General features: G+C 42.5%; 17 protein-coding genes. 8 read left to right on the top strand and 9 right to left on the bottom strand.

Annotation, left to right across the window (positions count from 1 at the left end; translation table 11 throughout):
• Positions 1-21 precede the first annotated feature (21 nt).
• The 4 genes from CLV32_RS11950 (at position 22) to CLV32_RS11965 (ending at position 4,095) form a co-directional block, all read left to right on the top strand.
• The gene (locus CLV32_RS11950) at positions 22-1,806 is read left to right on the top strand and encodes a cellulase family glycosylhydrolase (RefSeq protein WP_133555810.1); all 1,785 of its coding nucleotides are present in this window, start codon (positions 22-24) and stop codon (positions 1,804-1,806) included.
• 91 nt (positions 1,807-1,897) lie between these two features.
• Entirely contained in the window at positions 1,898-3,019 is a 1,122-nt protein-coding gene (locus CLV32_RS11955; RefSeq protein ID WP_133555812.1) for a multiheme c-type cytochrome, read from the top strand.
• A gap of 12 nt (positions 3,020-3,031) precedes the next feature.
• On the top strand, positions 3,032-3,595 hold the full coding sequence (locus CLV32_RS11960; RefSeq protein ID WP_133555814.1) for a thiamine pyrophosphokinase: 564 nt from the start codon (positions 3,032-3,034) through the stop codon (positions 3,593-3,595).
• Entirely contained in the window at positions 3,592-4,095 is a 504-nt protein-coding gene (locus tag CLV32_RS11965; RefSeq protein ID WP_133555816.1) for a GNAT family N-acetyltransferase, read from the top strand. Before CLV32_RS11960 ends, CLV32_RS11965 begins: the two co-directional genes overlap by 4 nt.
• Here CLV32_RS11965 and CLV32_RS11970 read toward each other — a convergent pair.
• Positions 4,079-5,395, bottom strand: coding sequence for a M20/M25/M40 family metallo-hydrolase (locus CLV32_RS11970; RefSeq protein WP_243732298.1), 1,317 nt, complete (start codon positions 5,393-5,395; stop codon positions 4,079-4,081). The two genes, CLV32_RS11965 and CLV32_RS11970, sit on opposite strands and share 17 nt — an antisense overlap.
• A gap of 16 nt (positions 5,396-5,411) precedes the next feature.
• Positions 5,412-6,497, bottom strand: coding sequence for a DUF4407 domain-containing protein (locus tag CLV32_RS11975; protein ID WP_133555818.1), 1,086 nt, complete (start codon positions 6,495-6,497; stop codon positions 5,412-5,414).
• Positions 6,498-6,683: 186 nt separating this feature from the next.
• Here CLV32_RS11975 and CLV32_RS11980 point away from each other — a divergent pair, with 186 nt between their 5' ends.
• Both CLV32_RS11980 and CLV32_RS11985 read left to right on the top strand, forming a co-directional pair.
• Positions 6,684-6,998, top strand: a complete 315-nt coding sequence (locus tag CLV32_RS11980; RefSeq protein ID WP_133555820.1) for a rhodanese-like domain-containing protein — start codon at positions 6,684-6,686, stop codon at positions 6,996-6,998.
• 8 nt (positions 6,999-7,006) lie between these two features.
• A complete protein-coding gene (locus CLV32_RS11985; protein WP_133555822.1) occupies positions 7,007-7,201 on the top strand; it encodes a DUF6358 family protein in 195 nt (64 codons plus the stop codon).
• Here the strand turns inward: CLV32_RS11985 and CLV32_RS11990 are convergent.
• Positions 7,182-8,216 (bottom strand): dipeptide epimerase, encoded by a 1,035-nt coding sequence (locus CLV32_RS11990; RefSeq protein WP_133555824.1) that lies wholly within the window; start codon positions 8,214-8,216, stop codon positions 7,182-7,184. The genes CLV32_RS11985 and CLV32_RS11990 overlap by 20 nt on opposite strands.
• 79 nt (positions 8,217-8,295) lie before the next feature.
• On the opposite strand from CLV32_RS11990, the gene CLV32_RS11995 reads away from it, so the two are divergent.
• Positions 8,296-9,261 carry a hypothetical protein gene (locus CLV32_RS11995; protein ID WP_133555826.1) on the top strand — a complete coding sequence of 322 codons (966 nt, stop codon included), beginning with the start codon at positions 8,296-8,298 and terminating at the stop codon, positions 9,259-9,261.
• Here the strand turns inward: CLV32_RS11995 and CLV32_RS12000 are convergent.
• From CLV32_RS12000 to CLV32_RS12010, 3 genes are read right to left on the bottom strand one after another with little or no spacing between them, the layout of a single operon-like run.
• Positions 9,244-9,861: a rhomboid family intramembrane serine protease gene (locus CLV32_RS12000; protein ID WP_133555828.1), complete on the bottom strand. Its 618-nt coding sequence runs from the start codon at positions 9,859-9,861 to the stop codon at positions 9,244-9,246. The genes CLV32_RS11995 and CLV32_RS12000 overlap by 18 nt on opposite strands.
• 2 nt (positions 9,862-9,863) lie before the next feature.
• Complete coding sequence (locus CLV32_RS12005) at positions 9,864-11,612, bottom strand: M14 family metallopeptidase (RefSeq protein WP_166641940.1); 1,749 nt, start codon at positions 11,610-11,612, stop codon at positions 9,864-9,866.
• 6 nt (positions 11,613-11,618) lie between these two features.
• Positions 11,619-12,329, bottom strand: a complete 711-nt coding sequence (locus CLV32_RS12010; protein WP_133555831.1) for a hypothetical protein — start codon at positions 12,327-12,329, stop codon at positions 11,619-11,621.
• A 33-nt stretch (positions 12,330-12,362) separates the two neighbouring features.
• Between CLV32_RS12010 and pepT the strand changes: the two genes are divergently transcribed.
• On the top strand, positions 12,363-13,616 hold the full coding sequence (gene pepT, locus CLV32_RS12015) for a peptidase T (protein ID WP_133555833.1): 1,254 nt from the start codon (positions 12,363-12,365) through the stop codon (positions 13,614-13,616).
• On the opposite strand, the gene CLV32_RS12020 is transcribed toward pepT, so the two are convergent.
• From CLV32_RS12020 to CLV32_RS12030, 3 genes are read right to left on the bottom strand one after another with little or no spacing between them, the layout of a single operon-like run.
• Positions 13,613-14,404: a class I SAM-dependent methyltransferase gene (locus CLV32_RS12020; RefSeq protein ID WP_317130249.1), complete on the bottom strand. Its 792-nt coding sequence runs from the start codon at positions 14,402-14,404 to the stop codon at positions 13,613-13,615. The genes pepT and CLV32_RS12020 overlap by 4 nt on opposite strands.
• The gene (locus CLV32_RS12025) at positions 14,346-15,413 is read right to left on the bottom strand and encodes a mechanosensitive ion channel family protein (protein ID WP_133555834.1); all 1,068 of its coding nucleotides are present in this window, start codon (positions 15,411-15,413) and stop codon (positions 14,346-14,348) included. The genes CLV32_RS12020 and CLV32_RS12025 overlap by 59 nt, the downstream gene beginning before the upstream one ends.
• 9 nt (positions 15,414-15,422) lie before the next feature.
• Positions 15,423-16,817, bottom strand: a complete 1,395-nt coding sequence (locus CLV32_RS12030) for an MBL fold metallo-hydrolase RNA specificity domain-containing protein (RefSeq protein ID WP_133555836.1) — start codon at positions 16,815-16,817, stop codon at positions 15,423-15,425.
• Positions 16,818-16,821 lie beyond the last annotated feature (4 nt).

A 16,821-nucleotide genomic window follows, 5' to 3' on the forward strand; every position in this document is an offset into this window, starting at 1 on the left:
TAGAACCAAACATTAAACGATATGTCTCAGATTATACAGAAACACAGCCAACAGGTGTCAACAGTAAACAAACTAATTTTATTTTTATTTGTATTGATATCTAATGGGATAGGTGCTAAAGCACAGGGCTTCCTAAAAGCTAACGGCCAAAAAATCGTGAACGAAAAAGGCGAAAACGTTTTGCTTAGAGGTATGGGGCTTGGCGGCTGGATGCTCCAGGAAGGCTATATGTTGAAAATTAATAAAGATGGTCAACAGTATAAAATCAGGGAACGTATTGAAGACTTAATGGGAGCAAAACAGACTCAGGAATTTTACGACCTTTGGCTTTCTAACCACACCAGGAAGATTGATATTGATTCGTTGAAAAGATGGGGCTTTAATTCGGTAAGGCTCCCAATGCATTTTAACCTGTATACGTTGCCCTCAGGTAAAGAGCCTGTAAAAGGGCAAAATACCTGGCTGGAAAAAGGATTTGCCTTAACAGACAGTTTGTTAAAATGGTGCAAGGCCAATCAGATGTACCTGATTCTCGATTTGCATGCTGCGCCTGGTGGACAGGGTAATGATACAAATATTTCCGACCGTGATGCTAGTAAGCCATCTCTATGGGAAAACGAAGCTGACCAGCAGAAAACAATTGCCCTTTGGCTGAAACTTGCAGAGCGGTACAAAAATGAGCCATGGATCGGAGCTTATGATATTATCAATGAGCCAAACTGGGGTTTCTCTAATCCCGATAAGGATAAAAATGGTACTCAGGAAAAAGTGAACGCACCCTTACGCAAATTAATGGTGGATATCACCAAAGCTATCCGTACTGTAGATCAGAAACACATGATCATCATAGAAGGTAATGGCTGGGGAAATAACTATAATGGTATTTATCCATTGTGGGACAATAACATGGCGCTCAGTTTTCACAAATACTGGAATTATAACGATCAGGCTTCTATATCAGGAATGTTGAAGGCAAGAACGGAAAACAACGTTCCGATCTGGTTGGGCGAAACGGGAGAAAACTCTAACGTTTGGTTCACCCAGGCAATCAGTTTATTCGAAAAGAATAATATTGGATGGTCATGGTGGCCACTCAAAAAAATCGGAGCAAACAATCCACTAGAAATAAAATCCAATCCAAATTATAACAGCGTGGTTGCTTATATGAATGGCCGTGGAAATAAGCCTAAGGAAAGTAATGCTTATAGCGGTCTGATGGAACTTGCTGCTTACACCAGATTGGAAAATACAATCATACACAGAGATGTTATTGATGCGATGATGCGTCAGCCACACTCAGCAGCTGCTAAACCTTTTAAAGCGAATAGGATTCAAAAAAATACAACTTTGAATGCTGTAGATTACGATTTGGGGAGAAATGGCGTGGCATATTTTGATAAGGATACCGCTGATTTCCGCAGTGCCACAGGTAAATCAACGGCGGGAAATCGGGGTAGGATTTACAGGAATGATGGAGTAGATATAGCAAAAGACTCGACAAAATATGAACAATACTATGTAAATAGCATCGAAGACGGCGAATGGCTGCAATATAGTATTAACGTGTCTAAAGCAGGCAACTATAGCCTTGTATTGGGTGCCGCTGCCGACCTGGAAGGCGGAAGCATATCAGTCTCTATAGACGGAAAAAATGTTGTCAAAGCCCTTGCCATACCTGCTTCAGGAAATTCAAAGACATTTGGAACTGTTACCACAAAAAAGCTTAACTTAAAGTCAGGAAAGCAGGTGCTCAGAATTTATGTCGATAAAGGTGGCTTTAATCTAAGTACAATTAAGTTTGAGTAACACCATAAATTAACACAAATTGAGGGGAAAAAAACGTTTGCTGGTTGTATTTGTATGCCTGGTTACGCTTGTAATTGTATTCGCCAAGTGTATGGATTTCCAAAAACGGGAGCCTGTGAAAAAGGATGCTGTTGCAGGTGCAGAAACCTGTCGGAAATGCCATACCTCAATTTACGATGCATATCTTCATAATCCACATCATAATACTACGCAGGCAATAACAACAGACGATTTGACACATGGACAAATGCCCGGGTCAAATGTATATGAGTTTAATGACAGATTGAAGCTGGTGGTTGAAAAACGTGAAGGGGGAATGTATCAGGTTGCTTATTTTGATGGCAAGGAAACCATCGCCCGGAAGTTTGATCTTGCCATAGGATCTGGAAAAAGAGCGTATACCTATGGGTATTGGGAAGGCAGCAGGTTAAACCAGTTGCCACTCTCATATTTTCGGCAGGTTAACCAATGGGCAAACAGTCCGGGTTTTCCAACAAATATGGTCTATTTTGAACGTCCTATAGGCTCTAGATGTTTGGAATGCCATGCGTCGTTTGTAGATAAAACGGTAGTGCAAACTGGGGCATTGACTGTAGGGGAGGATCTTGATGCCAAATCTCTGGTCTACGGAATAGATTGTGAGCGCTGCCACGGCCCCGCAGGTCAGCATGTTGCCTTTCACCTCGACAGTCCGGAGGTAAAAAAGGCAAAATATATAGTATTATACCAGAACCTTACACGCAAACAGAAGAACGATGCCTGTGCGATCTGTCATTCCGGAAATGATGTAACGGTAGACCGCTCTACCTTTGCCTTTAAGCCCGGTGATAACCTGTCAGACTATTATAGGAACTCGAGAGCCACATTTGCTAAGCTCGAAGAGGATGTCCATGGAAATCAGAGCCAAATGCTTGCTAAAAGTAAATGTTTTATCCAGAGCAAGGATATGACCTGCAATTCCTGTCATAATACCCACGAAGAATTAAAAGGTAATCTCAGCATTTATTCTCAACGGTGCGTCAGTTGCCACCAAACGCAGAAACATAGCGTAGAAACCCTTAGGAAAGGCATGCTTAAGACTAATTGTATAGATTGTCATATGCCTAAACAAACATCCAAACTCATTAGTTTTCAGGCTGCACGTACTACAAAAGTCAGCCCCTATCTCCTGCGAACCCACCATATTGCAATCTATACTTCTGCTGGAAAATAGTTACTTTTGTTTATGTCCTCACACCATATTGTAAGAGAAAAGCAAGAACCAGCGTTGTATATCCACCGACTGGGCGATTTTAGTGAAGAATATCTGGGTCAGCTTTTAGAATGGAGTCCAACGTTGCTGGTGCATGCATCGGAGTACGAGAAAGTGATAAGCCTTGGCTTAAAGGTCGATGTCGTATTTAACCCGGGAGTAAATGATCCTATCCAGGAAAGTACCAAGGTAGTCAATACAATGCATGATGATATTTCTGGTGTGCTCAACTATCTGGTGACAGAAAAGTACCCCGCTGTAAATATTATTGATCGGAATAGTGATCTCAAAGTACTTGATTATTATTTTAATCTGATCAATATCGTGGTATTTACACCGGATTCTAAAAGTTACCCCGTGAAGTCGGGCTTTAGTGTTTGGAAGCCACAACACACGGTATTTAGTATCCCGCTAACGGCATACTTTGAAACGAGCAATCTGCTCCAGAATGAACAGGGAGAATTTGTTGTGGTCAAGGATGGATTTATAGACTTTACGTTCAGTACTTCTTATTTATTTATTACCGAGAAATTATGATTGCGCTGAGAAAGGCTACAGAACAAGATATTCCTGTGATCAGGGAGATTGCCAGGACCACTTGGGAGCCTACCTATGTCCCAATTATTGGTGCCGAGCAGGTAACCTATATGCTGGATAAGATGTACAACGAAGGTGCTTTACTTGAGCAGCTCAGTGAAGGCCATACCTTTCTCATTGCAGAGATCATGAAGAAATCTGTCGGCTTTGCTGCTTATTCTGTCATAGATCACGAGCTGAGAACTTTTAAGCTCCATAAGTTATATGTCCTTCCTGAAGTACATGGGCAGGGAGTTGGCAAATTCCTGATCAATGAAGTGGTAGATCGCATTCGGGATGTGGATGGAAAAATGCTGGAGCTAAACGTAAACAGGGCAAATAAAGCCAAAGATTTCTATGAACGTGCAGGCTTTAAAATAAAAGAAACCGTTGACATTGAAATTGGCAACGGTTTCCAGATGAATGATTATGTGATGGTAATGCCTATTCTACCAGTTTAGGTATCCGCGTAGGTGTATCTGTTCCTTTAACAATCGTGATGGCAGCTTTTGCTATGCCCTTGATGGTCGCAAGGATATTATCTGTATCTAATGACTCATACTCATCATTCACTGTATGATATAACTTATCTATATCGATCATATCTGTGCTAATTGTATGTGCCGGCACACCTAATGCAGCCAAGGTAGCATTGTCACTACGGTAAAACAAACGTTGTGCGGGATATGGATCCGGGTGAAAAGTGAATTGTGTTCCTGCAAGATTTTTCTGAAGGATGGCACCGAAATCCGACTTCTCGTAACCAGTAATGAAGGCTGTGTTTTTACCGAATTTACTGTCTTTACCGATCATCTCGATGTTAAACATCGCCGTTACGTCGTCGGGATTTAGTCCCCGCGAAAAATGCTTTGCGCCAAAGCCACCTATTTCCTCCGCGGTAAATGCTACAAAGATCAGGGTTCTCTCGTTGTTCTTTAATTTTTTGTAATATTTAGCTAACGCAATCATTGCGGTTGTACCAGAAGCATCATCATCGGCCCCGTTTGCGATGCTATCCTGATCGGTTGGTTTTACGATTCCCAAGTGATCATAATGACCCGAGAATACAACTATTTCCTTAGCCTTCGATTTGCCCGGAATCATACCGGCAACATTAAACAGTGATAACTCTTCTGCGCTATTCTTGATGGCAACATTAAAGCCTGAAGCTACTGTGTCTGCGGTCAACACCAATACCAGCGCGGGGCCTTTAGGGTCTTTAAGCGTTGTTTCGTCAACAATACTTCCCCGAGATGGTGCGGCTTTCAATTTTCTGAAATCTTCAGTGAATTTCTGATCCACCAGTACTATTTGGCGTTTTTTAGTCCGACTTAAAGTCCTCAATTGCTGTTGTAGAGACTGTCCGGGATTCAATCTTATAAATCCATCGCCATTGGTCAGATCAAATTTAGTCTCTGCCGCAGAGCTGCCAGCTACAAGGATGTTCTCAGGCGCAATATCCTGATTATTCAACTTGACAGTTACGCTTTGTGGTTTCATGCGGAATACAGGAAAGGTTTGCCTAAACCCTTTTGCGCCTGCCAGCGGCTTTAGGCCGATCTCTTTGAACTGTCGCTCAATAAAAGTAGCCGCCTTATCGATTCCTGGAGTAAAAGATCCTCGACCCTGCATGTCATCAGCACTCAAGGTCTTGATCAATCCATCAACATAGGGCTTGGTAATAATTTTATCAATATCCTGTGCTTGTACGTTATTTGCCAGGCAGAATGCGAGCAAGGCAAATGGTAGTCTTTTCATCATTTGGTTTAGTATTAGTTTAGTCTTCGTGTAATCTCCTCTTTTTGCGGTCTATCCCTATGTCTACCCGGGTTGGATGTACGCCATCAACAACCTCAATCTCGTAGTCGCGGTCTTTCTCCGAAATATGGTTTTGCGCAGTTTCTATATGCTCAATAGCACGGTCATAAGTGCCCCTACTGCTCATCATTTTAACAAACACGGGTAAGCATTCGAAAAATATAAAGAGCAATCCTATAAAAGTAACTGCTAAGGATGTGTTCACATCTCGTGTACCGTTCGTATTGAAACTAAGCTGACCCAACGCCCAGTTCCTGTCAGCAAACCCAGCAATGTTAGTGAGGCTGTCTAATTGTTTTCCAGTGTACAGGCGTTCACTATATAATCCGTCAAATTGTTTTCTCCCCTCAACAAAACGTTCCATATTCCGAATGCCTGCATTTAAAGTGTCCAGATTTCCCTCGCGTTGTTTCAGTTCAGTTTCCTTTCGCTTGGCAAAAGAACCATAGCCCATTTTTCCCGAGGTCTCCGCTGTTTTATTACCGAAAATCTCAAAGTTTAGCTTCTGACGGTCGGCCTTAACTGTGTTCATCAGCGAATCACGCTGGGCTTTTGTCTCGTTTAACTTTTTAATTTCGATAGTGTACTTGTTGTTAAAAGCATTGTTAAGCGTATCGATTTTTGAGCGCTGGTTGTTCAGGTAGCTTACCTTAAGGCGCTCCTTAATCTCTTTGTCAAAGATCTTAAGTTCCAAAGGTCTTGAGATAACCATGCCGATCATGATGGCCAATAAAATCCTCGGTGTTGCCTGAGCAATCTGTTTTCCTGAAGAAGCATTTTTATTGATACTGGCAACGATATAGCGATCCATATTGAAGATAGCTAAACCCCAGATCAGCCCAAAAAATAGAGCAAACAGAACAGCTGCGGTATCTCCCTTGAAAACAAAGTACATGGCGTAGCCGCCTGATAATGCAGCGAAAAGTCCTGTAAAAAAAATAGTGGCACCGATACCAAAATATTTATTATGCTCGGTAGGATGTTTCTCCAGTGTATCCTGATGTACACCCGAGCAAAACCAAAAAAAACGTGTAATGGCGTTCATGATAAATCAAAGTTAAGAAAGCGTATCCATTAAACGCGCGGCATACACACTTGTTACAGAGCGTCCTGCTAAAAATTGACACGGATTCGTCTTTTTGCTCAACAGCGGTATTATTTTTATTGTTTATCTTTGATCCTGCCTGAGGGGCAGGCTATTAATTCGATTACAGTATAATACGCTATAGATATGAAAGAAGTTACAGTACAAGAACTTAAACAAAAAATTGACAACAAGGAAGATTTCCAGCTGATCGACGTTAGGGAGACTTTTGAATATGAGACTTCCAATCTTGAAGGAGAGAATATCCCTTTGGGTGGTATCTTGATTGAGTCAGACAAAATCTCGACTGATAAGCCTGTGATTATGCAGTGCAGAAGTGGAAAAAGGAGTGCGGCGGCAGTGATGCAGTTAGAACAGTTGGGTTTTACTAACTTGTACAATCTCAAAGGTGGTATTCTTGCCTGGGCTGAGGCTTATGACCCAAATATGCCAGTTTATTAAGTACAGCTATGAAAAAGCAAATAGCACTGAACGTGTTTTTTTATCTGGGCATCATTCTTTCAATCATCGGACTTAAATGGGCGATGAAAAACGAAAATCATGCCGCTCTGGCCCTTTTTATAGTAACGGGCGCCTTCTTTATTTATCTTAAGATTCGCCTGATCAGAGATCTGCGCCGTTCTATCAAGGATAAAACAATGTAGTATTCGGACCTTCCAGACCTAAACCTGGGAGGTCTTTCAATTCGTATCTGCCGTTAACGAAGTGCGGGTTGCTGAAGGGATTATTTTTTGTAAGCCACGGTCCATCTAAATCGGCCCAGTCACAAAGCGGTGCAAGGGCAATTCCTGCAAGTGTTGCAATTGAGGTTTCGCTCATGCAGCCTATCAAAATTTTCATCCCAAAAGAACGTGCTTTTTCTATCATCTGATGGGCTTCAAACATGCCACCACTTTTCATCAGTTTGATATTGATGCCATGATAGGCACCGCGGAGCTGATCCATATCTGCCAGCCGCTGGACTGCCTCATCAGCAAGAATCGGAATTGGACTGCGGCCAGTAAGCCAGGCGTTGCCCTCAAGGTCATTCTTATCCATCGGCTGTTCTATCAATACAACACCCTGGTCATGCAGCCAATACACATCGTCGATAGCCTTTTTTCTATCGTGCCAGCCCTGATTGGCATCTACATATAGGGGGAGATCACTTACGCTTCTTATTGTCCTGATCAGTTCCCTGTCGTTATCCCTGCCCAATTTAATCTTAAGCACTTTGAAGTCTTTGGCGTCTGCAACTTTCTCCCGGAGTACTTCTGGTGTATCAATCCCAATGGTATAGGATGTAACAGGCATTTTTGCAGGATCAGCGCCAAAGAGCTGATAACACGGCTTATCCAAAAGCTTGCCAGTAAGGTCGTGCAATGCGATATCTATAGCAGCTTTAATTGCTGGATTACCCGGACTGATCTGATCCAGGTAGGTCACCATGTCTGCAAAATCAAAAGGGAAGCTGAAGCGTTTCCAGTCTACCTGCTCCAGGAAGTTTTTGGCAGATTCGGGACTTTCTCCCATGTACGGTACCATAGAAGCTTCACCATAACCTGTCTTACCCTCGTAGTCCAACCTAAGTAATACCAATGGCGTACTCGTTCTGCTAAACTTTGCAATAGCAAAAGGATGTTTTAATTCCAGGTTATAAGAGATGTAGGTAGCTTTCATAATGGACTAAGTAATATCAAAGTTAAAAAATCAACGGCTCGGTGAATGTAAAAATAATATACCTAATATTGCATTTTCTATGGATAACGCAATATACCAACCCTTCAAAAACTTCGATTTCAGGTATAAAAACTGCTTTTTAAGCGGTGATACGTTTAAGTCGCCGGTAACAAATGTTAACGTGTTGCCAGACTGGCTTCTGGCAATGGCTAACTTCACGGGCAATGAACAAATCAAGTTGCTCGATGAAAGTATCCGTGCGTACAATACCTTGAAAGTTCCTGTTAATAATGAAGTTCAGGAACATTTTATAGAACCGTTGGAAGGAAAGATAGCCACTGCTTTTGCTGGAGGATATACTGCAGTTTCTCAACTGGATGAGGTTGATCTCTTCAGGTGGATTGGTAAATTTATGTACAGTCTGATTTACATCGAAATGAATGCCGCCATTGGTCTGCAGCAGCTGAGTAATGATGGAGTAAACATGTCGCAGGGACTAATGCATAAATTTGGTAACCTGAATGCCATGATCCAGGGCATCTACACCTCTGTTGTTTTTGAAGACTTTACACCATGGTCCATCGTCGTTGTTCCGCTAAAAGAGCAAGATCATTATTTTAGTTTCCGGGATGAAATCAACACACTTACTTTTTCTTTGAAGCTGAAGGACTTCGGGATTATTGCCTGTCTGCAGGATAATGGAACCAATAAGAAATTCCACGGCGAGATCCTGGAACAGATTGCAGGTATTCCATTACTGGAGGAGCAATATGAGGAATTGTGTGCGCGCTTTTTTTACTCGGCATACCTGTTTAACAGGTTGCCTGAATATGCCATTATGCCTGTTGAAGGCTCCGTTTACATTGATGCCATGCCTTTAAGGGGTACACTGAATAAGCCGCTCTTTGACCATTGGCAGAACAAGACCTATGGTCAGGTGCTGGAGAATTTCTGGAAGCCCTGGGGGCATACGCTGTTTGAAATCATTAAGGACCCTACAGCACCATTGAGCTATTTTCACCCACCGTTATTGCCCGGCACCTAATAGCATCTGCAAAAAATGAGGGACAATTCCCGGTACGATCAGAATAGTAATGATGATTCCGGTAAGTGCACCAAAGAAATGTGCGTCGTGGTTGATGTTATCTCTGGAGTTCTTAGAGGCATAAGCGCAATAGATCAAATATAGCGCACCGAAAATTACCGCGGGTATCCCGATTGGGATAAACATGATGTAGAATTTGCTGAGGGGCTTGAACAAAATAAAACTGAACAATACTCCACTGATAGCACCCGAGGCTCCTAAGCTGTTATACCAGAAGTCGTTTTTGTGTTTGAGCACTGAAGGGATGTCGCTGAAAATTAGACTTGCAAAATAAATCAGGGCGAACTGCCAGTGTCCCACCATTCTTTCCAGCTGAAAGCCAACCATATAAAAAGTGAACATGTTGAAGAATAAATGCATGTAGTCAGCATGTATCAATCCGCTGGTTATAAGCGTGTATACCTTGCTTTTTCTGTAAACACTGTAAGGATGCAGCATAAACTTACCATATAAGCCAGCGTCGTTAAATGCATACAGACTGGTAACAACGGTAAAAATTAGAATCAGGGCCGCTACAGGTGTCTCGTTAATAAATTCCATGCTTAATTTATACTTAATTTAAAGTTTTCCGTTAACCTGCCTACAGGATATCGCATAAAGGTTTGCTCATACCAGGCAGAGTTCTTGTAAACAAATTCCAGTTGTGCCTTTCCACTTTTGGCCAGGGCCGGATTATTCAGCTTTTCCTGGTCTAGTTTAGCTTTCAGCGATGGGTCGTCTTTAAGGATTTGTGCTGCAGTGTCCTCAAAAACATAAGCTGAATAGTGCTCCTTTTGCCCCAATATAGAATCGAAGAAGTTCCAGTTGAAAAAAGAATCTGTGGCCTGAGGTTCCAATGTCTCGATGATATACCTGTTTTCAGGCTGGTTTACGTAGATAACGTAATCTCCTGCATAAAATTGCAAATTCCGCTTTACTGTTTCAAGCTTTACGGCCGAGTGCAGGTAATGTCCTTCAAAAGGACCAGGCATCGTTTTGTAATCTTTAATATAGTAAACGTCCACAGGAACCTTACTGTCTTCAGTAAGTCTTGCCAATTTTACGTGATTTATCTTTAGTAGCTCGATAACACGGCCCCAGGCTTGTGGGATGATGTAGGCAACGGGTTTATTGACTTTTGTGGAAGGTACAAAGCTGTTCCAGCTTTTAATCTTTTTCGTATAGGGATCTGCTCTGTCATAGTATAGGCGATCTGCGCCGCTTACCTCGCTAGGCTTCTGCTTAGCTTCATATCCTTTAAAGGTAAGGCTGTCTACGGCATTCTGGTCCAGTTTCCACTCTAGCCCAAATTCCATTTGCTGAGCAACGGCCAGATCTGCTTTTTTCCTGTTACTTCCGATTGTTTTGGCATCTCGCTGCACAATGGTGATGTAGGTCTGCAAAAGTTTATAGGTCGCGTCTACGCGCTTATCAAAGCTTTTTAACATATGGGTTTCTGGCATAAATCCAATAGTATTGTGCAATGCAGCGTATCCTGTAGAGAAACGTGGTGGTTCTAGAAAACCTGTGATGCCAGATTCAGGCGTCTCTCCAACGGAGTTGATATAGGGAATGAGCTCATAACCTTTTCCAGCCATGTGACTATACAAGTCTGGAACCAGGGTTCCTGTGAGGTATCCTGAGAGAATCGGATTCAGCTTGTCTTTTTGTGTGGGGATTAAGGTCATAGTGTACTGGTAGTCCGCACCATTGCTGGTATGTGTGTCTACAAATATCTCCGGCTGCCAGGTGTTAAAAATTTGTTGAAAACTTGCAGAGTTCCTGGAGTCTGTTTTAATGAAGTCACGATTAAGGTCCAGATTTCTGCTGTTTCCTCTGAAGCCGTAGGCTACAGGGCCATTCTGATTTGCTCTTGAGGTTCCGCTACGGTTATAACTGCCATCTATATTATACAGTGGGATGATGCAGATTACCACATCTTCAGGAAGTGTGTTTTGTTTAAGGAGGTCGCGCGCAAGCATCATGCTGGCATCAATACCTTCGGGTTCTCCTGGATGTATGCCGTTGTTAATCAGCAACACCCTTTTATTCTGTTGTCTGAGCAGTGCAGGGTCAAAGACTTTGCTTTTTGATAATACAAAAAGGTGAAGCGGTTCACCGAAATCTGTCGGGCCGTATGTAATTAACTTTGATTGGGGGTATTGTTTTGCCAGCTGTTTATAATACGCAATAACCTGAGGATACGTTGCTGTTTCTGTTTTTTTACTTTTCTCAAATGGTGTTTCCTGAGCAATAGCAGGCAAGGCCAGCCAAAGCAGCGATAGCGTTAATAAGCGTTTTATGCTGAACATGTTGATTTATTTATGATAACCTTCAGGACCGAATCTGTATTTGAGACCAACGGAACCGAAAGCGTAGATGTCAGGACTTCTATTTTTAAAGATCGCCGTAGTGTCGTCGTAACCGTCCATGCCTTCGCCAAGGGACATTGACCCCTGAAGATTCAAATTGAGTACGAAACGTTCATAACCATAGTTATCCTTGAAATAAAAGTTAATGCCTAGGTTTGCGGGAAGGAGAATCTCCTTGCTATTGTCGCGGCCCGGAAATACATAACCCCCGGCAAATATGCCGCCAGCAGGTTGAACCCGCACAATATCTGTCATATTGTTAACCAGTACGCCAATTCCAACACCAACATACAGACCCTTGAAAAACTCAGCCAGTCTGCTCGTTTGATATCCCCTGTCGGTAAGCATACCCAGGTAAACTTTGGCATTCAGTGTTGCAGCTTTATAAGAATTAGTAAACTCACGTTTATGATAGTCCCTGATCCTGTCGCCCCCTTTTATCTTACCTGCCTGCCCCTCTAAACCAAAGCTTAAGTAAGGAGTCATGAAATAGTCAAACGTTCCATAGATGGCGGGGGCATCACCATGGATTGCCACATCGGTAAATGAACGGGTTATTCCTGCACCGCCACCAATTCCTAACTTATAAAAGTTATTTTGTCCGTAAGCTACACTGCTTAGAAATATACAGAGCAGAATTATGTAAGTTTTTCTCAAGCGAACTTTATTTACCTTTGTTTTTTTACAATTATGCTAAAATATCAAAATAAAACCAAATCCCTCGCATCCAGATTCATAAAGTATGTGCAGATAGATACGCAATCTGATCCTGAATCAACCACAAGTCCCTCAACGGAGAAGCAGAAAAACCTTGGGAAAGTGCTCGTGAAAGAACTCCTTGAATTGGGAATTACTGATGCGCATCTTGATGATTTCGGTTATGTATATGCAACGATTCCTTCTAATACAAATAAGCAAGTGCCGGTCATTTGTTTTTGCTCTCATATGGATACATCTCCAGATTGTAGCGGTGAATTTGTAAAGCCTATTATACATGCCAACTACCAGGGGGAAGACCTTGTTTTGCCAGATGATGCCACCGTTGTGCTGCGTATGTCCGAACATAAAGATCTTAAAAACCAGATCGGTAACGATATCATAACAGCAAGTGGAACCACGTTACTAGGCGCAGATAATAAAGCTGGTTTAGCGGAGATCATGGAAGCTGCGGCTTTTCTCTTAGAGAATCCCGATATCAGGCATGGGGCAATTAAAATTCTGTTTACGCCCGATGAAGAAATTGGTAGGGGCGTAGACAATGTAGATCTGACGAAATTGGGGGCTGAATTTGCATATACTGTGGATGGAGAGACATTAGGCTCTCTTGAGGATGAGACTTTTTCTGCTGATGGCGCTACGCTGGTAGTAAACGGTGTAAGTTCACATCCTGGTTTTGCCAAAGGCAAGATGCAGAGTGCAATTAAAATTATAAGCGAGGTAATCCATGCACTTCCGGTAGATAAGCTTTCTCCGGAGTCAACATCGGGAAAAGAAGGATTTATCCATCCGGTACAGATTCATGGAAATGTAGAACAGGCACAAGCGGGGTTTATTCTGCGTGATTTTGACGACGAATTGCTTGCTCAGCATGGCATAACACTGGAAACCATAGTTAAAGATGTAGTGTCAAACTATCCGGGAACCACCTATACGCTTAAAATTGAGACGCAATACCGCAACATGAAAAAGGTTTTGGATCAATATCCGCAAGTAATAGAATATGCTAGATTGGCCATTGAGCGTGCTGGTGTTAAACCATTGAAACAGAGTATCCGTGGAGGTACAGATGGATCTCGCTTGTCGCTGATGGGCCTCCCTTGTCCAAATATCTTCGCCGGTGAGCATGCGTTTCACGGTAAACAGGAATGGGTAGCTATACAGGATATGGAAAAGGCAGTACAGACAATTGTTAATATTGCGTCCATCTGGGAAGAAAAAGCCTAGATAGAATCCTTCGGCTGAAGCCTGGCGAGATACTGATCTTCACCATCATCAAAAAGAAGTTCAGCAGTCCACCCGCAGGCTTCAGCTATTGTAAATAACGTTTTCTGATCCAGATAAACCCAGTTGAACCATTCACCCTTTAGTCCCTGGTACTCGTATTGATAAGCAACCTGTCCGAAGTAGCGATCGGTAGGTTTTTCTGTATCTTCATAGATGTAAGAAATATCAGAACTATCAAAGATAAGCTGCCCGCCGGGGTTTAATAACTGTTTGGCCTGATTTAGAAAAGTCCTGAAACCGTCCAGACTACCAGTAATTCCTATGCCATTCATCAATAACAAAAGCGTGTCAAAAGGATCAGACTGCAGTTTAAATAAATCGGCTTCTATAGTATGTTCAACACCTCTGTCCTGCATAATCTGTATGGCAGCTTTGCTAATATCCAGCGCCACGACCGGGATGTTTTTCTGCTGAAGTAACAAAGCATGACTTCCCGCGCCGGCACCGATATCCAGTGTTTTGCCTTTGCAATGTTGTAGTGCAATTAATTCAAGTTCGGGCATTTCTTCCTCAGTTCTGAAAAAGATATCTACAGGCATTTCTTCAGGTTCCCCGTACGAATTGTGTAACCATAAAATATCGTGATTATCATCCCTGTAGGCAGCATCTCTGCTGTACTCATCCTGTAGTGCTTTACCGAAAATATCCATAGCCTCCAAAGATAGCTCTTTAAGGATGTGCTTTGTAATCCAGACGTGTTTTTGGAAGTGCGTCCGGATAGTTTTCACGTACAAAGGCAATCATTTCTTCGCGGACAAAACAACGCAGATCGAAGGCCTGAGAAGAATTCCGCGCGCTCATTAAAAAGCGCACTTCTACCGTAGTATCCTTATTGTCCGTTACCTGTACAACATTTACACGTTTGTCCCAGAGCGGATGGGTGCTCAACAACATGGTAAGTTGTTCTCGTAGTTTTGGGATAGGTACTGTATAATCAAAATATAGGAACACTGTGCCCAGCAGTTCTGAAGAGACTCGTGTCCAGTTCTGAAAGGGCTTCTCTATAAAATAAGTAATGGGAAGGATAAGCCTGCGCTGATCCCAGATGTTAAGTACTACATAAGTTAACGTAATTTCTTCTACGCGGCCCCACTCACCCTCAACCACAAGCACGTCGTCAATACGAATGGGTTGTGTAAAGGCAATCTGAAAGCCTGCCAGTAAATTTCCGAGCGACTTCTGTGCTGCAAAACCAATGATGATACCACCAATACCCACACCAGCGAGTAGACCACTCCCTATTTTCCGCATGCTCTCAAAACTTAGCAGGATTATAGATGCCGTTAGAAGAATAATTAGTGATATAATGAATTTACGGACAAACTGGAGCTGGGTCCTGATCTTTCGCTCCTTTAGATTGTCTTCCTTGTTCAGGTCATATTTATGGTAAAAATAGTCCTCCAGTACCTTAATTGTAGCAATAAGGAGTATGGCGAAATTGACGGTCAATGCGATTTCCAGTAAACGATCGATCTGCTTAGCCAGGTATGGTTTCATTACCATAAACGCCAGTGCGATATTCAGAAAAAACAAAGGTAAAAAGAATGCTACGGGCTTGTTCATCCTCCGGATTACGGAGTTAATCAGAAAATTCGGCCATATTCTGGCCAGAAAATAAAAGGTCTTTCTGAGTATAAATTTAAGCAGCAAGCCGAATAGGATTGCTGCTGCAGCAAGAATGAGGTTCTGTACGAATTGGGGAATAGGATAACCGAAAAAATCGTCTATATATTCCATAAGCTGAGTTTAAATTTCGTATTCCTGATGATATTGTGGAATGGCAATATGTTTAAATCCTTTGTCTTTTAATTTTTCAGCAAAGTTCTGTTGTACGTTATATTCGCCATGAATCAGGAAAACTTGTTTTACTTGTTCGGGATCCTGACAAGCCATAAAATGCAATAAATCCTCATAATCACCATGTGCGCTCATTGACCGGATGGACTTAACATCTGCAATGACGTCATATTGTTCGTGAAAGATATCAACCGTCCTTGCGCCTGATACCAATCTACCTCCCAATGACCTCGGTTCTGCATAACCAACCATCAAAATGGTATTCTTTGCATTGCCAATGTTATTACGGATGTGGTGCTTCACCCGCCCGCTGTCGGCCATTCCCGAAGCAGATATAATCACACAGGGGCGCGGGTCATTGTTCAGCGCTTTGGACTCTTCAACAAGCTCAATAAATTTAAGCCCTTTAAAAGCGAAAGGATCGTCGTCAACTTTTAATACTTGTTTTACTCCGTTATTATATACCTCCGGATGATTCTTCAAAACCTGAGTAGCCTGAAGAGAAAGTGGACTGTCTACATAGTAAGGAACATCCGGCAATTTGTTTTTGAGTTCGAGGGAGTTTAGGGCGTATAATAATTCCTGTGTACGACCCACGCTGAAGGCAGGTATAATGACTTTCCCCTTTCGGATATTGCAGGTGTCATTAATAATCTCCAGCAACATATTCTCTATGGGCTCAAGGTCCTTATGAAGCGTATCACCATAAGTAGATTCAAGCAGAATGTAGTCTGCCTGGCGGAAGGTCTGCGGACTGTTCAGTAGTAAGTCGCCATAACGTCCAACATCGCCGCTAAATGTAATTCGAGTTTCTTTACCTTCATCCAGGATGTTAAGATGTACCGCCGCGCTCCCAAGAATGTGGCCGGCATCAGTGAACCGAAGCGTAATACGGGGATCAATTTCAAAATCCTCGTTGTAATCTATTACCGTAAATTGACTCAGGGTCTTGATTACATCTTCTTCTGTATAAAGTGGTTCTTCAATTTCTGAGCCACGGTTTTTACGCTGCGCATAATCTGCATCTTGTTCCTGTATCTTTGCGGAATCCAGTAAAAGTATACGCGCAAGGTCCATCGTGCCCGGCGTACTGAAGATCCTTCCTTCAAAGCCTTCGGCAACAAGTCGTGGTAACAAACCTACATGGTCGATGTGCGCGTGCGAAAGAACCATGTAGGTGATGTTTTTAGGCTCAAATCCGAAATAGCTGTTCAGCTTTTCAGTTACATCTCCCATGCCCTGGAACATGCCGCAATCTAATAATATCTGTGTTTTATTGCTGAGCGTAATTAAGTGCTTGCTGCCTGTAACAGCTCTGGCAGCACCGTGAAATGCAATCTTCATTCGT

Origin of the sequence: Pedobacter duraquae (assembly GCF_004362245.1) — a bacterium.
Classification (GTDB): domain Bacteria; phylum Bacteroidota; class Bacteroidia; order Sphingobacteriales; family Sphingobacteriaceae; genus Pedobacter; species Pedobacter duraquae.

Excerpts from the sequence above, each read along its gene's own strand:
- CLV32_RS11950 (WP_133555810.1), top strand. The coding sequence starts at position 22 with ATGTCTCAGATTATACAGAAACACAGCCAACAGGTGTCAACAGTAAAC.
- CLV32_RS11955 (WP_133555812.1), top strand. The coding sequence starts at position 1,898 with ATGGATTTCCAAAAACGGGAGCCTGTGAAAAAGGATGCTGTTGCAGGT.
- CLV32_RS11960 (WP_133555814.1), top strand. The coding sequence starts at position 3,032 with ATGTCCTCACACCATATTGTAAGAGAAAAGCAAGAACCAGCGTTGTAT.
- CLV32_RS11965 (WP_133555816.1), top strand. The coding sequence starts at position 3,592 with ATGATTGCGCTGAGAAAGGCTACAGAACAAGATATTCCTGTGATCAGG.
- CLV32_RS11970 (WP_243732298.1), bottom strand. The coding sequence starts at position 5,395 with ATGATGAAAAGACTACCATTTGCCTTGCTCGCATTCTGCCTGGCAAAT.
- CLV32_RS11975 (WP_133555818.1), bottom strand. The coding sequence starts at position 6,497 with ATGAACGCCATTACACGTTTTTTTTGGTTTTGCTCGGGTGTACATCAG.
- CLV32_RS11980 (WP_133555820.1), top strand. The coding sequence starts at position 6,684 with ATGAAAGAAGTTACAGTACAAGAACTTAAACAAAAAATTGACAACAAG.
- CLV32_RS11985 (WP_133555822.1), top strand. The coding sequence starts at position 7,007 with ATGAAAAAGCAAATAGCACTGAACGTGTTTTTTTATCTGGGCATCATT.
- CLV32_RS11990 (WP_133555824.1), bottom strand. The coding sequence starts at position 8,216 with ATGAAAGCTACCTACATCTCTTATAACCTGGAATTAAAACATCCTTTT.
- CLV32_RS11995 (WP_133555826.1), top strand. The coding sequence starts at position 8,296 with ATGGATAACGCAATATACCAACCCTTCAAAAACTTCGATTTCAGGTAT.
- CLV32_RS12000 (WP_133555828.1), bottom strand. The coding sequence starts at position 9,861 with ATGGAATTTATTAACGAGACACCTGTAGCGGCCCTGATTCTAATTTTT.
- CLV32_RS12005 (WP_166641940.1), bottom strand. The coding sequence starts at position 11,612 with ATGTTCAGCATAAAACGCTTATTAACGCTATCGCTGCTTTGGCTGGCC.
- pepT (WP_133555833.1), top strand. The coding sequence starts at position 12,363 with ATGCTAAAATATCAAAATAAAACCAAATCCCTCGCATCCAGATTCATA.
- CLV32_RS12025 (WP_133555834.1), bottom strand. The coding sequence starts at position 15,413 with ATGGAATATATAGACGATTTTTTCGGTTATCCTATTCCCCAATTCGTA.
- CLV32_RS12030 (WP_133555836.1), bottom strand. The coding sequence starts at position 16,817 with ATGAAGATTGCATTTCACGGTGCTGCCAGAGCTGTTACAGGCAGCAAG.